Annotated in this window: 26 protein-coding genes; all 26 read left to right on the top strand. The window is 34.6% G+C overall.

The window, feature by feature from the left end:
• Positions 1-132 precede the first annotated feature (132 nt).
• The 26 genes from flgB to MHI39_RS15980 all read left to right on the top strand — a co-directional run bounded on the left by flgB (position 133) and on the right by MHI39_RS15980 (position 21647).
• Positions 133-525 carry a flagellar basal body rod protein FlgB gene (flgB, locus tag MHI39_RS16105; protein ID WP_058002644.1) on the top strand — a complete coding sequence of 131 codons (393 nt, stop codon included), beginning with the start codon at positions 133-135 and terminating at the stop codon, positions 523-525.
• A gap of 2 nt (positions 526-527) precedes the next feature.
• Positions 528-977, top strand: coding sequence for a flagellar basal body rod protein FlgC (gene flgC / locus MHI39_RS16100; protein ID WP_071976672.1), 450 nt, complete (start codon positions 528-530; stop codon positions 975-977).
• 22 nt (positions 978-999) lie between these two features.
• Entirely contained in the window at positions 1000-1314 is a 315-nt protein-coding gene (gene fliE, locus MHI39_RS16095) for a flagellar hook-basal body complex protein FliE (protein WP_058002646.1), read from the top strand.
• Between the two features lie 133 nt (positions 1315-1447).
• Positions 1448-3037 (top strand): flagellar basal-body MS-ring/collar protein FliF, encoded by a 1590-nt coding sequence (gene fliF, locus MHI39_RS16090; RefSeq protein ID WP_058002647.1) that lies wholly within the window; start codon positions 1448-1450, stop codon positions 3035-3037.
• A gap of 13 nt (positions 3038-3050) precedes the next feature.
• A complete protein-coding gene (gene fliG / locus MHI39_RS16085; protein ID WP_058002648.1) occupies positions 3051-4064 on the top strand; it encodes a flagellar motor switch protein FliG in 1014 nt (337 codons plus the stop codon).
• Positions 4057-4824 carry a flagellar assembly protein FliH gene (gene fliH, locus MHI39_RS16080; protein WP_342539722.1) on the top strand — a complete coding sequence of 256 codons (768 nt, stop codon included), beginning with the start codon at positions 4057-4059 and terminating at the stop codon, positions 4822-4824. The genes fliG and fliH overlap by 8 nt, the downstream gene beginning before the upstream one ends.
• On the top strand, positions 4821-6146 hold the full coding sequence (gene fliI / locus MHI39_RS16075; RefSeq protein ID WP_058002650.1) for a flagellar protein export ATPase FliI: 1326 nt from the start codon (positions 4821-4823) through the stop codon (positions 6144-6146). Before fliH ends, fliI begins: the two co-directional genes overlap by 4 nt.
• Positions 6143-6589, top strand: a complete 447-nt coding sequence (gene fliJ, locus MHI39_RS16070; protein WP_058002651.1) for a flagellar export protein FliJ — start codon at positions 6143-6145, stop codon at positions 6587-6589. The genes fliI and fliJ overlap by 4 nt, the downstream gene beginning before the upstream one ends.
• Positions 6590-6598: 9 nt before the next feature.
• Positions 6599-7198, top strand: coding sequence for a MotE family protein (locus MHI39_RS16065; protein WP_342539719.1), 600 nt, complete (start codon positions 6599-6601; stop codon positions 7196-7198).
• A gap of 32 nt (positions 7199-7230) precedes the next feature.
• On the top strand, positions 7231-8571 hold the full coding sequence (locus tag MHI39_RS16060; RefSeq protein ID WP_058002653.1) for a flagellar hook-length control protein FliK: 1341 nt from the start codon (positions 7231-7233) through the stop codon (positions 8569-8571).
• An 8-nt stretch (positions 8572-8579) separates the two neighbouring features.
• Positions 8580-9065, top strand: coding sequence for a flagellar hook assembly protein FlgD (flgD, locus tag MHI39_RS16055; protein WP_058002654.1), 486 nt, complete (start codon positions 8580-8582; stop codon positions 9063-9065).
• Positions 9066-9103: 38 nt separating this feature from the next.
• Positions 9104-9496 carry a TIGR02530 family flagellar biosynthesis protein gene (locus MHI39_RS16050; protein ID WP_058002655.1) on the top strand — a complete coding sequence of 131 codons (393 nt, stop codon included), beginning with the start codon at positions 9104-9106 and terminating at the stop codon, positions 9494-9496.
• A gap of 77 nt (positions 9497-9573) precedes the next feature.
• Positions 9574-10806 (top strand): flagellar hook-basal body complex protein, encoded by a 1233-nt coding sequence (locus tag MHI39_RS16045; RefSeq protein ID WP_058002656.1) that lies wholly within the window; start codon positions 9574-9576, stop codon positions 10804-10806.
• Between the two features lie 57 nt (positions 10807-10863).
• On the top strand, positions 10864-11085 hold the full coding sequence (locus MHI39_RS16040) for a flagellar FlbD family protein (protein WP_058002657.1): 222 nt from the start codon (positions 10864-10866) through the stop codon (positions 11083-11085).
• Positions 11075-11500, top strand: coding sequence for a flagellar basal body-associated protein FliL (gene fliL / locus MHI39_RS16035; RefSeq protein WP_058002658.1), 426 nt, complete (start codon positions 11075-11077; stop codon positions 11498-11500). Before MHI39_RS16040 ends, fliL begins: the two co-directional genes overlap by 11 nt.
• Positions 11501-11533: 33 nt before the next feature.
• A complete protein-coding gene (fliM, locus tag MHI39_RS16030) occupies positions 11534-12529 on the top strand; it encodes a flagellar motor switch protein FliM (RefSeq protein ID WP_058002659.1) in 996 nt (331 codons plus the stop codon).
• Positions 12519-13688, top strand: a complete 1170-nt coding sequence (fliY, locus tag MHI39_RS16025) for a flagellar motor switch phosphatase FliY (protein ID WP_201785803.1) — start codon at positions 12519-12521, stop codon at positions 13686-13688. The genes fliM and fliY overlap by 11 nt, the downstream gene beginning before the upstream one ends.
• Before the next feature lie 20 nt (positions 13689-13708).
• The gene (locus tag MHI39_RS16020) at positions 13709-14071 is read left to right on the top strand and encodes a response regulator (protein WP_058002661.1); all 363 of its coding nucleotides are present in this window, start codon (positions 13709-13711) and stop codon (positions 14069-14071) included.
• Between the two features lie 25 nt (positions 14072-14096).
• Positions 14097-14777 carry a flagellar biosynthetic protein FliO gene (locus tag MHI39_RS16015; protein WP_078110793.1) on the top strand — a complete coding sequence of 227 codons (681 nt, stop codon included), beginning with the start codon at positions 14097-14099 and terminating at the stop codon, positions 14775-14777.
• Positions 14770-15435 carry a flagellar type III secretion system pore protein FliP gene (gene fliP, locus MHI39_RS16010; RefSeq protein ID WP_212941833.1) on the top strand — a complete coding sequence of 222 codons (666 nt, stop codon included), beginning with the start codon at positions 14770-14772 and terminating at the stop codon, positions 15433-15435. The genes MHI39_RS16015 and fliP overlap by 8 nt, the downstream gene beginning before the upstream one ends.
• A gap of 29 nt (positions 15436-15464) precedes the next feature.
• Positions 15465-15734: a flagellar biosynthesis protein FliQ gene (fliQ, locus tag MHI39_RS16005; protein WP_058002664.1), complete on the top strand. Its 270-nt coding sequence runs from the start codon at positions 15465-15467 to the stop codon at positions 15732-15734.
• 4 nt (positions 15735-15738) lie between these two features.
• A complete protein-coding gene (gene fliR / locus MHI39_RS16000) occupies positions 15739-16512 on the top strand; it encodes a flagellar biosynthetic protein FliR (protein ID WP_212941830.1) in 774 nt (257 codons plus the stop codon).
• A complete protein-coding gene (gene flhB, locus MHI39_RS15995; RefSeq protein ID WP_180212897.1) occupies positions 16512-17594 on the top strand; it encodes a flagellar biosynthesis protein FlhB in 1083 nt (360 codons plus the stop codon). The genes fliR and flhB overlap by 1 nt, the downstream gene beginning before the upstream one ends.
• Before the next feature lie 26 nt (positions 17595-17620).
• Positions 17621-19657, top strand: coding sequence for a flagellar biosynthesis protein FlhA (flhA, locus tag MHI39_RS15990; protein ID WP_078110796.1), 2037 nt, complete (start codon positions 17621-17623; stop codon positions 19655-19657).
• Positions 19654-20784 (top strand): flagellar biosynthesis protein FlhF, encoded by a 1131-nt coding sequence (gene flhF / locus MHI39_RS15985; protein ID WP_212941828.1) that lies wholly within the window; start codon positions 19654-19656, stop codon positions 20782-20784. Before flhA ends, flhF begins: the two co-directional genes overlap by 4 nt.
• Positions 20781-21647, top strand: coding sequence for a MinD/ParA family protein (locus MHI39_RS15980; protein WP_078109070.1), 867 nt, complete (start codon positions 20781-20783; stop codon positions 21645-21647). The genes flhF and MHI39_RS15980 overlap by 4 nt, the downstream gene beginning before the upstream one ends.
• Positions 21648-21652 lie beyond the last annotated feature (5 nt).

The following is a 21652-nucleotide window of genomic DNA, read 5'->3' as shown; positions in this document are numbered from 1 at the left end:
GGTGATTTTTTATGAAAAATCTACTAATTGCATAGACAGTGTGATTTTTTACCATTAAAATAATAATAGTTTTTAAAGAGTTTGTCGTATTAAATCGGATTATGTCTAGTAAAAAAGTAAGAGGTGTAAAATTTGAAATTATTTTCTAATACGTTTACTACATTAGAACGGGGACTAGATTATTCTTCTTTGAAACAAAAGACGATAGCGGACAATATCGCAAATGTGGATACACCAAATTATAAACCCAAGGACGTTAGTTTCCAGAAAGTATTTCAAAATGAATTAAATCAATCATTTGGTGCATTACGTACAGATCCTCGACATTTTGAGTTTCAGAATATAGAAAGTAATTCAGCGATTGTAACACAACAAAATATTCAATATAACTCAAATGGAAATGGTGTAGATGTGGATAAGCAAATGTCTGATTTAGCTACTAATCAAATTTATTACAATGCGCTAACAGATCGGATTAATGGGAAATTCTCAACACTACAAACGGTAATTAGAGGAGGGAAATAGAAATGTCAATGTTTAGTGGCATGGGTATAACATCTTCTGCATTAACGGCACAACGTTTACGAATGGATGTTATATCATCGAATATGGCAAATGCTGATACTACTAGAGCAACATTTGAAAATGGCCAATGGCAACCATATCGTCGAAAAACAGTTGTTCTTGAGCCAAAAAATAATTCATTTTCCTCTCATTTACAATCTGCCATGGGTGGTGGAAATGTAAGTGGTGGTGTAAAAGTAACGAGAATTAATGAGGATGATACACCATTCAAATTGGTGTATGACCCTGAAAATCCTGATGCAAACCAGGATGGATATGTGAGTCTCCCTAATGTAGATCCATTGAGAGAAATGGTTGATCTGATGAGTGCCACTCGCTCATATGAGGCAAATGTCACGGTATTTAATGCATCAAAATCTATGATGATGAAAGCATTAGAAATCGGAAAGTAATAATGATTAGGAGGTAGACGATATGTCTATTCAAAATATAAATTCGGTTGCAACAGGTTTTTTACGTCCGTTGGAACAAAAAAATAGTCAACAAGTTACAACCCCTTATCAATCTCAAGTGAAATTTTCGGATTTTCTTAAGAAATCAATATCCGATGTGAATCAATCACAAATTAAATCGGATATTTTAACAGAGAAATTAGCAAAAGGGGAAAATGTCGATCTTCATGAAGTGATGATTACAGCGCAAAAGGCAAGCATAACTTTGCAGGCTGCGTTGGAAGTAAGAAATAAGGTAGTTGAATCTTATCAAGAAATAATGAGAATGCAAGTTTAATATGTTATTAAGTTAAAGTAAACCAGTTGTCCAAATGGTATAGTAGGAACTCTTGCTCATTGAATGCAGAAGATTCCTACTATACGCTCAACAATTGAAATAATTTATTGGGGTCAAAAATTGGAGGATAGTAATGAATGAGAAATTAAGAAGCTATTCAGACAAATTAAGTGATTTTTGGAAAAGTAAATCGAAAAAGCAAAAAATTGTAGGAATCTCCTCCATTGCACTTATTATTCTTATCATTATATTAATCGGTTATTTTTCTACTAGAACTACAATGGAACCGTTATATAGCAATTTATCAGCAGCTGAAGCGGGCTCCATTAAAGAAAATCTTGATTCAAAAGGAATTAAATCTGAGATCGCTGATAATGGAAAAACAATTAAAGTTCCAAAAGATCAAGTAGATACATTAAAAATCGAACTAGCTTCAGAAGGTTTACCAAAATCAGGAAGTATCGATTATTCCTTTTTTAGTCAGAATGCGGGATTTGGAATGACCGACAATGAATTTGATGTCGTAAAATTAGATGCAATGCAGACGGAATTGTCAAATTTAATGAAAGAAATAGATGGTGTAGAAGATGCTAAAGTAATGATCAATATGCCTAAAAAGGAAATTTTTGTGAGTGATGGTGGTCAGGAAGCATCTGCATCAATTGTCTTAACGACAAAGCCAGGCTATGAATTTAGTGAATCGCAAATTAAATCTTTATATAATCTTGTATCAAAAAGTGTTCCTAATTTACCAAATGATAACATCGTAATTATGAATCAAAATTTTGAGTATTTTGACTTGAATAATCAAAGTGGGACTGGAAATACATTTACTCAACAGATGGATATAAAACATCAAATTGAAAGAGATATTCAAAGACAAGTACAATCTATGCTCGGAACAATGATGGGCTATGACAAGATTGTTGCTAGTGTATCGGCTGATATCGACTTCACCCAAGAAAACAGAGAAGAAGATTTAGTCGAGCCAGTCGATAAGGAAAATATGAAGGGGATTGAAATTAGCGCCCAAAAAATTACTGAAACATACTCAGGAAAAGGTGCAGCTGCCGGCGGAACTACACAGGCTGAAAACCCTAATGATTCGATAAACACTTATGTAGAAACTGATGGGGATTCTGATGGAGATTATGAAAAAACTCAGGATTCAATCAATTATGAAGTGAATAAAATTCATAAGCAAATTGCGGAAAGTCCGTATAAAATAAGAGATCTCGGTATTCAAGTAATGGTTGAGCCACCGAATTCAAAGGATGTTAATTCATTACCACAAAGTACAAAGGATGATATTACTAAAATATTATCAACGATTATACGTACATCAATTGATAAAAATGTAGGAACAGATCTAACTGATCAAGAACTTCAAAATAAAATCGCTGTCTCAGTTCAACCATTTACTGGAAAAGTGAAACAAGGGACAAAATCAGATTCATCTTTACCTTGGTGGATATACCTAGTCGGTGGAATCTTATTATTTGTTATTGTTCTTTTAATTATTTTGATGATTCGTGGACGGAAGAAGCAAGAGGAAGAACTTATGGAAGAGCCAATGATCGAATCTACACCAATACAAATTGCAGATGTAAATGAAGAGCATGAAACAGAAAGTACTCTACGGAAAAAACAACTTGAAAAAATGGCAAAAGAGAAACCTGATGAATTTGCAAAATTACTAAGAACATGGATATCAGAGGATTAAAGGGGGATGGAAAATGGCGATTAAAGAAAAAGGGTTAACAGGAAAGCAAAAAGCCGCTATTCTACTTATCTCACTTGGACCTGATGTTTCAGCGTCAGTTTATAAACATTTGTCAGAAGAAGAAATAGAAAAATTAACATTAGAGATATCAGGTGTGAAAAAAGTGGATTCCAATACGAAAGAAGATATTCTTGATGAATTTCACAATATTGCCCTAGCACAGGATTATATCTCACAAGGCGGTATCGGCTATGCCAAAACCGTTCTTGAAAAAGCCTTGGGTGCGGAACAAGCAGCAACCATTATCAATCGCCTAACTTCCTCATTGCAGGTTAGACCTTTTGATTTCGCAAGACGTGCCGAGCCAAGTCAGATTCTAAACTTTATCCAAAATGAGCATCCACAAACAATTGCTTTAATTTTATCTTACTTAGATCCTGAAAAGGCCGGACAAATTCTTTCAGAACTTGCCCAAGATGTGCAAGCAGATATTGCTCGTCGAATTGCTATTATGGATCGTACATCACCTGAAATTATTAGTGAGGTTGAAACCATATTAGAGCAAAAGCTATCAGCGACAGTTACCCAAGATTACACTCAAACGGGAGGAATTGAATCTGTTGTTGAAGTGCTTAATGGAGTGGATCGTTCTACAGAAAAAACGATTTTAGATGCACTAGAAATACAAGATCCTGAGCTTGCTGAAGAAATTAAGAAACGGATGTTTGTATTTGAGGATATTGTTACACTTGATAATCGCTCGATTCAACGTGTTATACGTGATTGTGAAAATGAAGATTTATTATTATCACTTAAAGTATCTAGTGATGAGGTAAAGGATATAGTATTTAGAAATATGTCTACGAGAATGGTAGAAACATTAAAAGAGGAAATGGAATATATGGGACCAATTCGCTTGAAGGATGTTGAGGAGGCTCAATCAAGAATTGTTTCTACAATCCGTAGATTAGAAGATGCTGGAGAGATTATTATAGCTCGTGGTGGAGGAGATGACATTATTGTCTAAGATAATAAAATCACGCACCGCAGTTCAGAGTGAAATAAAAGCAAAAGTGATAGGGATTAAAGATATTTCATGCCTTCAGCCAGTTGAAGAAATTGATGAAACAGATCCATTAGAGCAAGAGAAAAAATTAATACTGGAAAAATTTCAACAACAGGCTCATGAAATCATTCAAAGAGCTGAGCAAGAAGCTCTTTTAATCAAAAATCAAACTTTAGAAGAAAAACAAGTGTGGAATGAAGAAAAAACCTTGTTAATCGAAGAAGCAAAAGCCATTGGTTTTCAACAAGGCTTAACTGAAGGGCAACAACAAGGATTTGCACAATATAATGGACAATTAGAGATGGTCAATCAAATGACAGATGATTTAAAAGGCGAATATGTTCGATATATCGAATCAGCTGAAAAGGTCATTTTAGACCTGGGAATGAAGGTTGCCGAAAGAATATTACACGAAACGATAGAAGAACAACCAGAGAAATTCCTTAACATTGTTAAAGAAGCATTAAAGGAAGTAAAAGAGCATAGAGAGGTTCATATTCTTGTACATCCTACACAATATAGTTTTGTCATTCAATGTAAGGATGAATTAGATGCAATATTTCCAAGTAATCAACAATGCTATGTTTACGCGGATGATGAATTAAGTGAATTCCAATGTTTGATAGAGACAAGTCATGGCCGTGTAGATGCAAGTGTAGATAGTCAACTGTCGGAATTAAAAGTGAAGTTAATGGAATTCGTTGAGGGTGAAACAATATGAAGGCAGAAGAACTTCTTTCGATTATTCCAGAAGTGGAAACATATAAGCGTTACGGTAAAGTAAAGCGTGTCGTTGGGCTAATGATTGAATCATTAGGTCCGGAGAGCTCAATTGGTGATGTTTGCTGGATCCGTGTTGGTGGAAAAAAACACCATCGAAAAATTCAAGCCGAAGTCGTTGGTTTTAAGGACGAGTATGTCATCCTAATGCCATATGCTGATATTCAAGATATTGCCCCTGGAAGTTTAGTTGAAGCAACATCAAAACCACTTGAGGTAAAGGTGGGCTCAACATTAATCGGGAAGGTCATTGATTCATTAGGCAATCCAATGGATGGATCTGTTTTACCCAAGGGATTAAAATCAATTCCTACTGAACAAAGTCCTCCGAATCCATTAAAAAGACCGCCTATTTCAGAGGAGATAGAAGTTGGTGTTCGTGCCATTGATAGTTTATTAACGGTTGGAAAAGGACAAAGAATAGGGATATTTGCAGGAAGTGGCGTAGGAAAAAGTACATTACTAGGAATGATTGCTAGAAATACGAAGGCTGATATAAATGTCATTGCATTAATTGGTGAGCGTGGTCGTGAGGTAAGAGAGTTTATCGAGAGGGATCTTGGCCCAGAAGGTTTAAGCCGTTCCATTGTCATCGCAGCAACCTCAGACCAACCAGCTCTAATGAGAATTAAAGGGGCATTTACCGCTACCGCGATTGCTGAATACTTCCGTGATAAAGGTCTTAATGTCATGTTTATGATGGATTCTGTAACACGTGTTGCCATGGCACAGAGGGAAGTAGGATTGGCGGTAGGTGAACCTCCAGCAACGAAAGGCTATACTCCTTCGGTATTTGCTATCTTGCCGAAATTATTAGAGAGAACGGGAACAAATGAAAAAGGTACAATCACTGGTTTTTATACGGTATTAGTTGATGGAGATGATATGAATGAACCGATTGCTGATACCGTTAGAGGAATATTAGATGGTCATTTTGTTCTTGATCGTAACCTAGCCAATAAAGGTCAATTTCCAGCTATCAATATATTAAAAAGTATTAGTCGTTTAATGAATCATCTCGCTTCAGAAGAGCATAAAGAGGCTGCAAATAAAGTAAGGGAAACATTAAGTACATATTTAAACTCTGAAGATCTAATTAGTATTGGTGCATATAAACGTGGCGCCTCAAAAGAAATCGATGAAGCTATTGAAAGATACCCTAATATTATTTCTTTCTTAAAACAACGTACAGATGAAAAAATAACGATGGAGCAAAGTGTTCAATCAATTATCCAGCTTGCGAATAAAGGGGAATGGGCATGAAATATCAATACAAATTTGAAAAGATACTAACATTAAAAGAACGTGAAAAAGATGAGGCTCTTGCTACTTATCAAAAAGCTGTGAAACGTTTTGAAAATGTTGCTGAAGAACTGTACCAATTGTTAAAGAAAAAAGAAGATTTAGTGGAATTTCAAGCAGCTAAACTACAAACTGGATTTAAAGTACAAGAAATTAGACATTACCAACGCTTTATTGCTAATTTGGAGATTTCAATTAAACATTATCAAGAGCTTGTAATAAATGCCCGGACTCAAATGAATTGGTGTGAACAACAACTACAGGAAAAGAATATTGAAATGAAAAAATATGAAAAAATGAAGGAAAAAGACTTCGAGAGATATCAAGACTTATTAAAGGAAATAGAGAATAAGCAGGCAGATGAAATCTCAACGCGAAGCTATTTTCATCACACTGGAAATTAGGTGATAAGGATGGATAGAGAAGTAAAAGAAAAAATAGAAGATCAACCAAGGAGCAGATTTCAGTGGTTCCTATATGTAATATTTATTCCTTTATTATTTGCAATCGTGATTGCATTAATTGTTGCCCAATTTGCTGGTGTGAATGTATTTAAAAAAGCTAAGGATTTAAGTGGAAATCTTCCTTTTATTTCTTCTAAAGTTGAAAAAACTAGCGGAAAAAGTCTTAAAGAATATGAAGACAAAATCATCGATCTACAAGCGGAAATTGAAAATAAGGACACAGAGTTAACTCAATTGCAATCTAAAATTGATAGTCAAGATAATGAAAAACAACAAATGCTTCTTGAACAAAAAAGACTTGAAGACGAGATCGATGAATTGAAACAAATACAGAACCAAAATAAAAAGGCATTTCAAGAAATTGTACAAACCTATGAATCGATGTCTGCAAAAAGTGCTGCACCTATCATTCTAAGTATGAAAGATCCGGAAGCATTAAAAATTCTTTCCAATTTAAAATCAGATGTGCTAGCCAAAATTATGGAAAAGATGCCAGCTGATCGTGCGGCGAAATATACTGAAATGTTAAGTGCAAAAACAAATGATTAATCAGTGATACTTAAATGAAGGGAGGTGAAAAAGTGAATATAGGTGCCATGCAAGTTGCAAGTTTGATGCCTGTAAACGGGAAACTAAGTCAGGTTGTTCAACAAGCTAATGGTTTTAAAAGTGCATTTGATAGCCTCTTAAACTCACAAAATGGTCTTGGTAAATCGGTTACTGGAGAGATTGAAGTAAATATAATGGATCTATTCAATAATATTCTTACCATTTTGAAGAGTGGCAGTATCGGGACAGGTAATAGTCTGGAACTTTTAAATGGTTCGAAGCTTTCTGAACAACAAATAGCCGATGCTATGGGAATTTCAGTAGATGATTTTAAAGAGCAATTTGGAACGTTAATGGATGAACTTTTATCACTACTGGGAAATAATCCAATAAACGTGAATCAGTTAAAAGCTATAAAAGAACAAATGGGTTCAGGTGAGTTTATACATGCTACAGCTAAGTTGCTCGGGGTACTAGCTAATCTTCCAAAAGAATCATTCAAGCAATTAAAGCCGGATCTGTTTCAATTTGCTGCAAACGCATCAAAAGCAGTTGAAACACTGTCACAGCAAATGGATCTCGCTAAAAATGACTTGAAATCTTTGAGTATCCTTAAAGAAAATATGGAATCAGTTATTACAAAGCTAGAGCAAATCATCAACAATGAAAGACCTAATCAAAATACCGTACTAGAAAATGCTTTCAATAAAGTATTAAGTCAACAACAAAAGGTATTAGACCAAGGAATCTCAGATAACAAACTCATAGCAAAGCCAAGAATGACTCAACCATTGCAAAACCAAATGATAACAAGTCAGACTCAAGTTCAAGTTCAAGAGTTAGGAAATCAGCTTGTAGATCAACCAATTAGTACTAATCCTGTACAAATGCAACAAGTTTCAAAAATTGAACAATTTGTTTTACAGGTGAATCAAGAATCCAAGCCAGTAAACTACGAACAGTTTGTGAAGGATTTTACGAACATTTTAGGTAAATCTCAATTCTTTAAAGGCGATGGTACAAATAAGCTATTGATTAAACTGTACCCTGAACATTTAGGCTCATTACGAATTGAAATACTACAAGATAAGGGTGCCTTAACAGCAAGAATGATTGCTACTACAAGTGCTGCTAAAGATATCCTTGATTCACAATTACATCAATTAAAGCATGCTTTTACACAGCAAAATATTCAAGTGGATAAGCTTGATGTTGTTTTCGGTGAAACTGAAGCACAGAAGTTTGATCAAGGTGATGCTGAACAACAGTCATTCCATGATGAACAAGAAAAAAATAAGCAGAATAAAGAGGATAAATCCAAGGTTCAATTTTCAGAGGTTTTAAATGATAGTTTAATAGAAGAGAAAATATAGGTGATGAAATGGCAAATACAATTGATCCGAGTTTGCAATATTCAAGTATTAAAAAGACGGAAAGAAAAACGGGGTCAGATATTTTAGGTAAAGATGATTTTCTGAAAATACTAATGGTTCAATTACAAAATCAGGATCCATTAAATCCAATGCAGGATAAAGATTTTATCGCACAAATGGCTACTTTTTCTTCCTTAGAACAAATGACAAATATGAATAGATCGATTGAAAATTTAGTTGGGATGCAGCAGCAAACGCAATTAATCGCTTATTCTGAATTTGTCGGAAAAAATGTAACTTGGCATAAGATTACGGCAAGTGAAGATCCAGATGGGAAACCAGAAACAACTACTGGTAGTGGAGTTGTTAAAACTGTTCGCTTCGTGGATGGGTCAGTAAAATTTGTTTTAGAAGATGGAACAGAGCTTGATCCAGCTAATATTTCTGAAGTAGGGATACCGACAAATACCTCAGACGATAACAAAAAACCATAAGAGCCCGAAAACGAAAATAGAGAATAGGAAGTGGTTGAATGGACAGGTCAATATATCGTCAAGTTCCATTACAACCAATTACGTCTAAACCAAATGTACAAGTTCCAAAACAATTAAATACAGTTCAAACACCTTTTTCACAGCATTTTAATCAAGCTCTTTCTCATGAGACTAGTCAGTTAACGATTAGTAAGCATGCTAGTGAAAGAATAGAACAGCGAGGCATTCAAATAAATGCTAGCCAATGGGACAAAATTGGTTTGAAAGTATCCGAAGCAAAGAGGAAAGGTGTCAATGAATCTCTTGTCATAGTAAATAACGCAGCATTAATTGTTAGTGCAAAAAACAAAACAGTGATCACAGCAATGAACTTACAAGAAGCAAGCAATCAAATTTTTACCAAGATAAACGGTGCAATTATTGTAAATTAAACGACTGGACCGATGAGGAAGTCGTCTAGCTGTTAAATGACAGATACAGCTAACTAACTTAGAAAGGATGATCATACATGCTACGCTCAATGTACTCAGGAATTAGTGGAATGAAAAACTTCCAAACAAAACTAGACGTAATTGGAAACAATATAGCAAACGTAAATACCTATGGATTTAAAAAAGGTCGTGTGACATTTAAGGATACAATGAGTCAAATGGTATCTGGTGCAAGTGGTGCTTCAGCAAATCGTGGTGGAAAAAACGCGATGCAAGTTGGTTTAGGATCGACATTAGCCTCTATTGATATTATTGATACCCAATCTAGTTTACAAACTACAGGAAGAGCTTTAGATTTAGCCATTGATGGAGATGGATATTTCATTGTGAAACAAGGCTCACAAAGTTTTTATACACGGGCAGGTAATTTTTATTTGGATAATACAGGTACACTAGTGAATTCGGAGGGACTAAAAGTACAACAATACGATGAAACAGGACAACTTAAAGATATTGTGGTAGATGTGAATTCAGTTTTACCTTCAAAAAATACAACTAAGATAGAAGTCTTAGGTAATTTTCCTGATAATAAAAGTGTTAGTGGAAAGACAGAACAAACTCAACAAATTGAGGTTGTTGATACAGATGGAAATAAACATGTACTTACTGTTACAACAAGTACTGAAGATGGAGATAAATGGACGATTAGTTTTGAAGATAAGTCTTTGGATCCACCTCCAGCAGGCACAACAAATAATCCTAATATTGTAAAAATAGAGGATTTAACATATGATTCCAATACAAAAAAGTGGAATAAAGATGGAAACGATATTGATTTAAAAATTAATGATGGTACTGGTAAGGAAAAAACTCTTAAAGTTAAAATTGATTTATCCCAATTAACCTCTGGTGGTGAAAGCTTAAAAGCTGTTTATACCCCAGATGGTCAAGAACAAGGTACCTTAAAGAGCTTTAACATTGGTTCGATGGGTGAGATAAATGGGGTTTATTCTAATGGCAAGGTTTCCCCTATTGGAACATTAGCCGTAGCAAAATTTAGTAATCCAGCTGGACTTCAAAAAGCGGGGAATAATACATTTATGGCATCAGTAAACTCAGGTACAGCAAATTATGGAGTACCAGGAGATGGTTTTGGAAATATTGCTTCTGGATCTTTAGAAATGTCTAATGTCGATCTTTCAGAGGAATTCACTGAAATGATTGTTGCTCAGCGTGGTTTCCAGGCTAATACAAGAATCATCACAACATCAGATGAAATTTTACAAGAACTCATTAACTTAAAACGATAATATAAGGAGGACAGTGGGCCAGACTGATATATGCAAGTCTGATCCACTGGTAAAAGTATGATTACCGTCACCAGATTAAATGGTAAGTCATTTTTATTAAATGCCCTGTATATTGAAACGATTGAGGCATTCCCGGATTCAACGATTACATTAACGAATGGACATAAGTACGTTGTAAAGGAAACAATTGAACAAATTGAAAAACGAATTCTAGCATTTTATAACTCTATCAACTTGTTAGGAAATATGAATCAGGAGGTCGCCCAACATGAAGAATAAGATGTTGGCTACAATGATCACACTTATACTTGTGATCTTATTAGCGGGAGCAATTGCAATTATTGTTATTTATAAAATGGATCATACAAGTGCTAATAATGGCCCATCCATCGATAAAGTCGTTGAAAGCTCTGTCGATGTTCCTGAGATCACGACCAATTTAAAAAACAATAATTTTATTAAAATTGCCTTAAAAATTGAAACAGATAGCAAAAAAGCGAAAAAGGAACTTGAAAAAAGAGATTTTCAAGTGAAAGATGCCGTGATTGATGAACTATCAGAAACCGCTTCTGAGGATTTAGATAGCAAAGAAGGCAAACAAAAGTTTTTAAATAACTTGAAGAAAACCGTTGATCATTATATGCAAAACGGTAAAATCGTCAAGATTTATATAACCTCCTATGTGGTTCAATAATGATAATTCTTTTAAAAAAGGGAGGTGGATAAAATGTCAGGTGAAATATTATCACAAAGCGAAATTGATGCCTTGTTAAGTGCGTTATCAACAGGCGAAATGAATGCCGATGATATTAAGAAAGAACAAGAGACTAAAAAAGTTAAAGTATATGATTTTAAACGAGCTTTACGTTTCTCAAAAGATCAAATTAGAAGTTTAACGAGGATTCATGAAAACTTTGCAAGACTCTTAACCACTTATTTTTCAGCACAATTACGAACGTATGTACAAATTTCCGTTGCATCAGCAGACCAAATTCCTTTTGAAGAGTTTATACGTTCAGTACCAAAAATGACGATTTTAAATTCTTATGATGTACCTCCTCTTGATGGAAGAATTCTTATGGAGATTAATCCAAATATTGCTTACTCCATGTTGGATCTTGTTATGGGAGGAAAAGGAACAAGTGTTAATAAGGTTGATAATTTGACTGAAATTGAGCAAAGGATCATGTCAAATTTATTTGAAAGTGCGTTTGAACATTTGACAGAAGCATGGGGGAATATAGCGGAAATTAATCCTGTTTTGGCAGACTTCGAAGTAAATCCACAGTTTTTACAAATGGTTTCACCAAATGAAACAGTTGTAGTAATTTCGATGAATACCACAGTAGGTGAAACCAGTGGAATGATTAATCTCTGTATTCCACATGTGGTATTGGAACCAATTATACCTAATTTATCTGTCCACTATTGGATGCAGAATAATAATAAAGAAAAAGAGCCAATTGAGGCAAAGAATATTGAGAAAAGAATTAAGTATGCGCCAATTCCATTTGCTGTGGAATTAGGGAATGCTGAGATTTCAATTGAGGATTTTTTAAATATTCAGATGGGTGATGTTATCCAACTAGATAAAAAAATTGATGAACCTGTGATTGTGAAATTAGAGGACATTCCAAAGTACTATGCACAGGTTGGGAAGAGTAGTAAAAAGATGGCAATTCAAATTTTAAATGAAGTGAAAGGAGGAGATGATGATGAGTAATATGCTCTCACAAGATGAAATAGATGCACTTTTAAAAGGAACAGAAAACAATGAGGTTGATAATAAATTATCGGTAGATGAATATTTGACATCTATGGAACGTGATGCCCTTGGAGAGATTGGGAATATATCTTTTGGTAGTTCCGCAACAGCATTATCAACTCTTTTATCACAAAAGGTAGAAATTACGACTCCAACCGTTTCTGTTATTGAACAATCAAAGTTAAATGATGAATTTCCACATCCATATGTAGCAATCCAGGTGAAATATACAGAAGGATTCTCCGGTATAAATGTGCTTGTGATTAAACAATCGGATGCTTCAATCATTGCTGATTTAATGCTTGGTGGAACAGGAGAAATTACCGAAGAAACAACACTTGATGAAATCCATTTAAGTGCAGTTCAAGAGGCAATGAATCAAATGATGGGTTCAGCAGCTACATCAATGTCAACTGTATTCAATAAACGAGTTGATATTTCTCCACCTGTCGTCGATTTTCTAAATTTAAATGCTGGTGAAGGTGCAGAGAAAATACCTGCTCAAGATTTGTTAATAAAAATATCCTTCCGATTAAAGGTGGGAGATTTAATTGATTCTTCCATTATGCAAGTATTACCATTAGATTTTGGTAAGAGATTAGTAGAGGACCTATTTAATAATAGTGAATCAGAAGAGGCTGTAAAACCAAGTGAAAGTACTATGATGAGTGAAACTCAAAAAATACAACAACCAGCCGTTGAACCAATGAAGATGCAGACAAGTTCATATGATATGCCTCAATCACAGCCTAGACAACAGCAAACCTATCAAACTGGGAATGGCCATATGAATCCAGCGCAAAATGTTCAACCAGCCGTTTTTTCAAGTTTTGAAGAGGTTCAGCTCGCACCACCTGAAACAAGAAATTTAAATATGTTACTAGATATTCCACTCCAAGTAACAGTTGAACTTGGTAAAACGAAGAGGTCCGTAAAGGAAATCTTAGAGCTGGGTACTGGATCAATCATTGAATTAGACAAGCTTGCAGGGGAACCTGTTGATATCCTTGTGAATCGGCAGCTTGTAGCACAAGGAGAAGTAGTTGTAATTGATGAAAACTTCGGTGTCAGAATTACAGATATACTAAGTCAAAGAGATAGAATTAAGAAATTATAGAGATAAGGGAGTTAATAAAAATGGCAAATAGAATTTTAGTCGTAGATGATGCAGCATTTATGAGAATGATGATTAAAGATATTTTAACGAAGAATGGATTTGAAGTAGTGGCAGAAGCTGCTGATGGCGCTCAAGCAGTTGAAAAATATAAAGAATTAAAACCAGATCTCGTTACAATGGATATCACTATGCCAGAAAAAGATGGAATTGCAGCATTGAAAGAGATTAAAGAGTTCGATCCAAATGCAAAAATTATTATGTGTTCTGCTATGGGACAACAAGCAATGGTAATTGATGCGATTCAAGCGGGAGCAAAGGATTTTATTGTAAAACCTTTCCAAGCAGACCGTGTTATTGAGGCAATCCAAAAAACTCTTGCTTAAATGTAGATAAGAAGGTGTGCTAACGTTGCAAAAGAATTTTTTGAAAATAATCATCTTCCTGTTACTATTGACACCTCTGTATGGGCAGCACATCGTCGCCCATGCAGAGTCGGTCAATGGTACTGTGTCTGATTATTTTTCTTCTAAGGAAAAGAAAGCAGAAGATAAGGTAATTGAGAAAAAACAAGACAAAAATATAGAAACAAATAAAGAAACGAATGGCTCGGTTATAACTTTTATGGACGTTGCCAAAATGATTTTCGCACTAATTTTTGTTGTTGCACTATTATATTTCTTATTAAAATTTATTAATAAAAAAAGTCGTTCTTATCAACAAAATCGTATGATTCAAAATTTCGGTGGTACACCTTTAGGTGGAAACCGTTCGTTACAAATTGTTAAGGCAGGGAATCGAATCTTGATTTTAGGGGTAGGAGAGGATATCCATTTGCTGAAGGAAATTGATAATCAGAAGGAAGTGGATGAATTTATCCATTATTATGAAGATCAATTAAATCAATCACTTGAGCCGAAAGACTTGGTTTCAAAACTAGCAAATGGGATTAAAAATAGAAAAAAAAATGAGGAAGCAAACCATGCTGACTCATTTCAAAATATATTAAAAGATCAGCTTTCCCATATGAAAAAGGAAAGGAATAAAGCATTAAATAAGCTAGATAAGAAGGAGTCCAAAACAGATGAATGAATTTATGCAGTTTTTTAATAATAGTTCACCTGATAATGTTTCAGCAGCAGTAAAGCTACTTCTCCTTCTAACTGTATTATCGCTCGCACCTAGTATTTTGATTTTAATGACATCATTCACAAGAATTGTTATTGTTTTGTCTTTTGTGCGTACTTCTTTAGCAACACAGCAAATGCCGCCGAATCAGGTAATCATTGGACTTTCATTATTTTTAACTTTTTTTGTAATGGCACCTACCTTTAATGAGGTGAATCAGCAAGCATTAACACCGCTGTTCAATGACAAAATTACACTTGAAGAAGCCTATGATAAGGCATCTGTACCTTTTAAGGAATTTATGAGTAAATACACGAGGCAAAAAGACTTGGAGCTGTTTCTGGAATATTCTCACGCAGATAAGCCAAAAAGTGTAGAAGATATTCCGATTACGTCATTAGTACCAGCATTTGCGATAAGTGAGATAAAAACCGCCTTTCAAATTGGTTTTATGATATTTATTCCATTTTTAGTTATCGATATGGTTGTTGCTAGTATTTTAATGTCAATGGGGATGATGATGCTACCACCAGTTATGATTTCTTTACCTTTTAAGATATTACTATTTGTTTTAGTAGATGGCTGGTATTTGGTTGTAAAATCATTGCTGCAAAGCTTTTAACGGTATTCAACATAGAAGGAGAATGAAAAATGAATTCGGATATGGTCATTTCCCTTGCTGAAAAAGGGATATATATTACATTAATTGTTGCTGGACCGCTTCTTCTTGTAGCCTTAATTGTTGGATTAATCGTCAGTATATTTCAAGCTACTACACAAATTCAGGAGCAAACCTTAGCTTTTATTCCAAAAATTGTTGCAGTCTTAATTGGACTTGTGTTTTTTGGACCATGGATGTTAAGTCACTTATTATCCTATGCAACAGATATTTTTTCTAATTTAACTAGGTATGTAGGTTGATAGAATGGCACAGCTTATACCATCTTTCTCTGTATTTTTATTAATATTTGTTCGTGTGTCAGCCTTTTTTGTAACAATGCCTTTATTTTCGTATCGAACAATACCTGCTATATATCGGATTGGATTTGCCTTCCTATTAGCTTGGCTAATGTATTATACATTAGACGTACCTGGCTTTGAAATTGACGCTCATTATTTCATGCTTATTATTAAGGAAGCGATGGTTGGTCTCTTTATTGGCTTTATTGCTTATTTAATATTAGCAGCCATTCAAATTGCAGGTGGATTTATAGATTTTCAAATGGGCTTTGCGATTGCTAATGTTATTGATCCACAAACAGGGACTCAAAGTCCATTAATGGGTCAATATTTATATAGTTTTGCATTATTGCTTTTACTTGCTCTAAATGGTCATCATATTATTTTAGATGGAATTTTTTATAGTTATAACTTTATACCCATTGATAAAGCAATCCCATTTGGCGATGGAGATTTAATCGAATTTATTATTAAGGCATTTAGTAAAATGTTTGTGATTGCTTTTCAAATGTCCATACCGGTAGTTGCTTCTTTATTTTTAGTAGATATTGCACTCGGTATTATTGCTAGAACAGTACCTCAATTAAATATTTTTGTAGTAGGTTTTCCGGTGAAAATTGCTGTAAGCTTTATCGTTTTAATTATTGTCATGGGTGTAATTTTTTCTGTGTCTCAACGCTTATTTGAATTGATGTTTTATACGATGAGGGATGTAATGAAAATAGTAGGTGGTACATGATGAAATGGATTTCACTTGATTTACAGTTTTTTTCTGGAGAGAAGACGGAAAAGGCAACACCTAAAAAACGTCAGGATGCTAGAAAAAAAGGCCAAACAGCAAAAAGTCAAGATATTAATACTGCGGTTGGTCTGTTAGCCGTTTTTCTATTTCTCATGTTTGGTTCATCCTTTATTGGCAATCATATTTATATTTTTTTTCGGTATACATTTCAACATTATCTGTTGGTAGATGTAACAGAAAACAATATTCAGCACATTCTTATTGAGGTATTAAAAGAAGTGGCGATTATATTAGGGCCTATCATGATTGTTGCCTTTATCGCAGCGTTTGCCTCAAACTTTGCCCAAATTGGTTTTATGTTCTCGACAGAGAGTATTGCCCCTAAATTAGAAAAATTAGATCCAATTAAGGGATTTAAACGTATTTTCTCCATGCGGGCAATTGTTGAATTATTAAAATCAATCTTAAAAATATCATTTGTTGGTGTCGTTACCTTTATCGTTTTATGGATGAAAATTGATGAAGTCCTAAGTTTGTCTTATAAAACGGTTGGACAAGCAATTAAGATTATTATCAATTTGGTTTTACAAATGGGACTAGCCGCATCCATCGCCTTATTATTTCTAGCAGTTTTTGATTTTTTATATCAACGGTATGACTTTGAAAAAAATATTCGAATGTCAAAACAAGATATTAAGGATGAATACAAGAACTCTGAAGGTGATCCACTAATTAAATCGAAAATCAAACAGAGACAAAGAGAAATGGCGATGCGCAGAATGATGCAGGAGGTTCCTAATGCGGATGTTATTATAACGAATCCTACCCACTATGCAATTTGTTTGAAATATGATGAAAGCAAACATGATGCACCTTATGTTATTGCAAAGGGGGTAGATTTCTTAGCAGAAAAAATTAAAAAAATCGGCAAAGAAAATGAAGTAATTATGGTGGAAAATCGACCATTAGCTAGAGCGCTTTATGCTCAGACGGAAATTGGCGATACGATCCCAGAAGAATTCTTCAAAATCGTTGCAGAAATATTAGCTTATGTCTACCGTATTAAAAATAAAATTTAGTGCTTTTATGTTAGGAGAGAAAGTGTATGTCAACAAAAGATTTATCCGTTATCCTAGGTGTTATATTAATCGTCGCGATGTTGATCATACCATTTCCGCCAGGTCTATTAAGTTTTCTAATTATCATAAATATTTCTCTTGCATTACTCGTTCTATTAACAACGATGAATATGACCGAGCCATTGCAATTTTCTGTTTTTCCTACATTACTTTTAATTTTAACCTTGTTTCGACTTGGGTTAAACGTATCGACTACTAGATCTATATTATCAAAAGGAGAAGCGGGTGGTGTAGTAGAAACATTCGGTACATTCGTAGTTGGAGGGAATGTAATCGTAGGACTTGTTGTCTTCTTAATTTTAATTATTATCAATTTTATTGTTATTACAAAAGGATCTGAACGTGTATCAGAAGTAGCAGCACGTTTTACTTTGGATGCGATGCCAGGTAAACAAATGAGTATTGATGCAGATCTAAATGCAGGGATGATTTCTGAACAAGAAGCGAGAGATCGACGGACAAAGGTAAGTAGAGAATCAGATTTTTATGGAGCAATGGATGGTGCGAGTAAGTTTGTAAAAGGGGATGCAATTGCCGGAATTATTATTGTACTAATCAATTTAATTTTTGGAATCATTATTGGGATGACCCAGTTAGGGCTACCAATTTCTGAAGCAGCTATGAGGTTTTCTCTCCTAACAGTTGGGGATGGAATTGTTAGTCAAATACCTGCGTTAATCATATCAACTGCAACCGGTATTGTTGTAACGCGTGCTGCATCGGATGGAAACCTAGGTCAGGATGTGATGACCCAGCTTTTTGCGTTTCCAAAAATGTTATATGTTGCTGCGGCGACTATATTTATTTTGGGAATTGCAACACCTATTAATGATATTGTTACGATCCCAATTGCTGCAGCTCTTGCTATTGGTGCATACCGGTTATCGAAAATTCCAAAAAAGGATGATATAGAATTACAAGAGATGGAAGAAGAAATTCAATCTGAAGAATTAAAGAGTCCTGAGAGTGTGATTAATTTATTGAATATTGATCCGATCGAATTTGAATTCGGTTATGGATTAATTCCTCTCGCTGATGCCAATCAGGGGGGTGATCTACTCGATCGGGTAGTCATGATTAGGCGGCAGCTTGCTTTAGAATTAGGTTTAGTTATTCCAGTTGTGCGAATTCGGGATAATATTCAATTGCAGCCAAATGAATATATATTGAAAATTAAAGGCAATGAAATGGGGAGAGGTGAGCTTCTTCTTGACCACTATTTAGCCATGAGTCCTGGTATGGATGATGATTCAGTTGAGGGAATTGATACTGTCGAACCATCGTTCGGATTACCAGCGAAGTGGATTACCGAAGAAATGAAAGAACAAGCAGAGATTCTAGGGTATACGGTGGTTGATCCACCTTCAGTCGTTTCCACACATATTACAGAAATTTTACGTATGAATGCTTATGAATTATTAGGTCGTCAGGAAACAAAGCAGCTTATTGATCACGTGAAAGAATCGTACCCGATATTAGTGGAGGAAGTAACACCAAATCCACTTTCAGTAGGAGATATCCAAAAAGTACTAGCGAAACTTTTAAAAGAAAATGTTTCTATCCGTAATTTAACTATTATCTTCGAAACGTTAGCAGACTTTGGAAAAATGTCTACTGATACAGACCTGTTAACGGAATATGTTCGTCAGGCTTTAGCCCGACAAATTACGAATCAATTTCTTGAAGAAGGAAATGTTCTAAAAGTAGTAACGGTTTCTGGAAAAATTGAAAAAATGATAGCGGATGGTGTTCAACAAACTGAGCATGGGAATTATTTATCAATTGATCCGAATGATTCCCAGGCAATTCTTGAAGCAGTCGCGAATCAAGTTGAGCAATTATCATTAATCGGTCAAACGCCGATAATTTTATGTTCACCTGCAGTAAGGATGTATGTTCGCCAAATGACAGAGCGGTATTTTCCACGTGTTCCGGTTTTATCCTACAATGAATTGGAAGCAAATGTTGAAGTCCAAAGTATTGGGGTGGTGAATGTAGAATGAAGGTAAAAAAATATGTCGCTCAGAACATGGCTGAAGCCATGAAACAAATTCGTCAGGACTTAGGGGATGAAGCAGTTATTCTCAATTCTAAGGTGACACATACTGGCGGCTGGCTTGGTTTATTTAAAAAGAAAAAACTAGAAGTGATAGCTGCATTAGATATGGAAAGAAAACCTAGTACGGTATTTGTTAAAGAAAAGAAGAGGGAGCAACTCCCTCAACACCCTAGTCAAAAGTCTTTGGAGTCAAATAAAAATTTACATGAAGAAATTAATGAAATAAAACGGATGGTTCAAGATATTACGATTAACCAGCCAATTCAAATGCAAAATTATCCTGAACCCATTCAAATTTTCTGTGAAAAATTATATAGTCAAGATTTAAATATGAATATTATCCATTCTTTAGGGGAGGAGCTTCTCAAGCAATGGAGAAGTTCACAGGTCGACCCTTCAGAACAGGAAATTTCCGAATGGGCGAAGAAACATTTTACAGAAATTCTCTCACAATATGACAATGGGGGAAGCAATGTTCGGAAAAAATATATTAATTTGGTAGGACCTACAGGAGTAGGAAAAACGACTACTCTTGCAAAAATTGCAGCTGGTGAAGTGATTAATAACCGAAAAAAAATAGCATTTATCACGACGGATACATATCGAATTGCTGCAATTGAGCAATTAAAGACATATGCTAATTTGTTAAATGTCCCCGTGGAAGTTGTTTATAAATTAGAAGATTTTCAAAAAGCGGTAAAAAAATATGAGGATTATGATCATGTTTTTATCGATACTGCAGGAAGAAATTATAGAGAAATGAAATATATTGAGGAACTTCAAAATCTCATCGATTTTAAGCAAGATATTGAAACATTTCTTACTCTTTCAATGACAATGAAAGAAAGGGATATCCAGGAGATTATTAAAAACTTTGAAATACTATCTATAGATAAATTTATTTTCACTAAGCTGGATGAGACCTCAACTTATGGAACAATTGTTAATATAATGATTCAAAATAAAAAAGGGGTTGCCTATTTAACCTATGGACAAGATGTCCCAGATGATGTTGAAGTAGGAAGTTCACAAGCCATTATTAAGCATTTATTTGAAGGTATCGACCAATGATGGATCAAGCAGAAAATTTACGGAAAATGTTGAAGAAAAAGCACTCGGTAACAGCAAGAACAATTGCAGTTGTTAGCGGGAAAGGTGGCGTTGGAAAAACTAATATCTCTGTCAATACTGCCATTTCTTTGTCTAAAAGAGGGAAAAAAGTTTTAATTTTTGACTTTGATATCGGTATGGGTAATGTCAATGTACTTTTAGGTGTAGATTCAAAATATACGATTTCAGATTTTCTCGAACAACAAATTCCAATCCAAGATATTATTTTTACAGCACCGAACCAGATATCGTATATTTCCGCTGGAAATGGCTTTGATAATATCGTAGAGCTTAATCGAGAAGCAATTGATCGATTATTATCTGAACTTGAAGAGCTTCAATATATCTATGATTATATTATTTTTGATATGGGAGCTGGAGCGACAAAAGCAAATATTCAAATCTTATTATCAGTTGATGACATTTTCGTTATTACTACACCTGAACCGACTGCCATAACTGATGCTTACTCGATGATGAAGTATATTGTTCTAAATGAAGTAGAAGCGGATCATCGGCTATTTTTGATTTGCAACCGTAGTGAAAGAGAAAAGGAAGGCTTCCAAACACTTGAACGATTGCAAATAGCAATGAAAAAGTTTCTAAATAAAGAGATTCTTATTCTTGGGGTATTGCCCGAGGATTCTCATGTACGAAAGTCTGTCATTAGACAGGTTCCGTTCTTATCAGAGTTTCCTCGTTCATCAATAACAGAATATCTAGAAAAAATTATACAAACATATTTAGGTGAAGCAAAACTTGCAATGCATTCATCACAATCTAATCCATTTATACGTAAATTGCGGAGCTTCTTTGAAAGGTAGGGATG

The sequence above is a fragment of the Heyndrickxia sp. FSL K6-6286 genome (genome assembly GCF_038630395.1).
GTDB classification, from domain to species: Bacteria; Bacillota; Bacilli; order Bacillales; family Bacillaceae_C; genus Heyndrickxia; species Heyndrickxia oleronia.
Note: the sequence above shows the minus strand (reverse complement) of the source record. Positions and strands in the feature narration are given on the sequence as shown.

What these genes read in the sequence shown, in the direction of transcription:
- fliI (WP_058002650.1), top strand. Translation starts at nt 4,821, where the DNA reads ATGAAGGCAGAAGAACTTCTTTCGATTATTCCAGAAGTGGAAACATAT.
- fliJ (WP_058002651.1), top strand. Translation starts at nt 6,143, where the DNA reads ATGAAATATCAATACAAATTTGAAAAGATACTAACATTAAAAGAACGT.
- MHI39_RS16065 (WP_342539719.1), top strand. Translation starts at nt 6,599, where the DNA reads ATGGATAGAGAAGTAAAAGAAAAAATAGAAGATCAACCAAGGAGCAGA.
- fliQ (WP_058002664.1), top strand. Translation starts at nt 15,465, where the DNA reads ATGAATTCGGATATGGTCATTTCCCTTGCTGAAAAAGGGATATATATT.
- flhF (WP_212941828.1), top strand. Translation starts at nt 19,654, where the DNA reads ATGAAGGTAAAAAAATATGTCGCTCAGAACATGGCTGAAGCCATGAAA.
- MHI39_RS16045 (WP_058002656.1), top strand. Translation starts at nt 9,574, where the DNA reads ATGCTACGCTCAATGTACTCAGGAATTAGTGGAATGAAAAACTTCCAA.
- MHI39_RS16050 (WP_058002655.1), top strand. Translation starts at nt 9,104, where the DNA reads ATGGACAGGTCAATATATCGTCAAGTTCCATTACAACCAATTACGTCT.
- flhA (WP_078110796.1), top strand. Translation starts at nt 17,621, where the DNA reads ATGTCAACAAAAGATTTATCCGTTATCCTAGGTGTTATATTAATCGTC.
- fliY (WP_201785803.1), top strand. Translation starts at nt 12,519, where the DNA reads ATGATGAGTAATATGCTCTCACAAGATGAAATAGATGCACTTTTAAAA.
- MHI39_RS16020 (WP_058002661.1), top strand. Translation starts at nt 13,709, where the DNA reads ATGGCAAATAGAATTTTAGTCGTAGATGATGCAGCATTTATGAGAATG.
- flhB (WP_180212897.1), top strand. Translation starts at nt 16,512, where the DNA reads ATGAAATGGATTTCACTTGATTTACAGTTTTTTTCTGGAGAGAAGACG.
- MHI39_RS16040 (WP_058002657.1), top strand. Translation starts at nt 10,864, where the DNA reads ATGATTACCGTCACCAGATTAAATGGTAAGTCATTTTTATTAAATGCC.
- MHI39_RS15980 (WP_078109070.1), top strand. Translation starts at nt 20,781, where the DNA reads ATGATGGATCAAGCAGAAAATTTACGGAAAATGTTGAAGAAAAAGCAC.
- fliM (WP_058002659.1), top strand. Translation starts at nt 11,534, where the DNA reads ATGTCAGGTGAAATATTATCACAAAGCGAAATTGATGCCTTGTTAAGT.
- fliP (WP_212941833.1), top strand. Translation starts at nt 14,770, where the DNA reads ATGAATGAATTTATGCAGTTTTTTAATAATAGTTCACCTGATAATGTT.
- flgC (WP_071976672.1), top strand. Translation starts at nt 528, where the DNA reads ATGTCAATGTTTAGTGGCATGGGTATAACATCTTCTGCATTAACGGCA.
- flgD (WP_058002654.1), top strand. Translation starts at nt 8,580, where the DNA reads ATGGCAAATACAATTGATCCGAGTTTGCAATATTCAAGTATTAAAAAG.
- fliR (WP_212941830.1), top strand. Translation starts at nt 15,739, where the DNA reads ATGGCACAGCTTATACCATCTTTCTCTGTATTTTTATTAATATTTGTT.
- fliE (WP_058002646.1), top strand. Translation starts at nt 1,000, where the DNA reads ATGTCTATTCAAAATATAAATTCGGTTGCAACAGGTTTTTTACGTCCG.
- fliL (WP_058002658.1), top strand. Translation starts at nt 11,075, where the DNA reads ATGAAGAATAAGATGTTGGCTACAATGATCACACTTATACTTGTGATC.
- fliF (WP_058002647.1), top strand. Translation starts at nt 1,448, where the DNA reads ATGAATGAGAAATTAAGAAGCTATTCAGACAAATTAAGTGATTTTTGG.
- fliG (WP_058002648.1), top strand. Translation starts at nt 3,051, where the DNA reads ATGGCGATTAAAGAAAAAGGGTTAACAGGAAAGCAAAAAGCCGCTATT.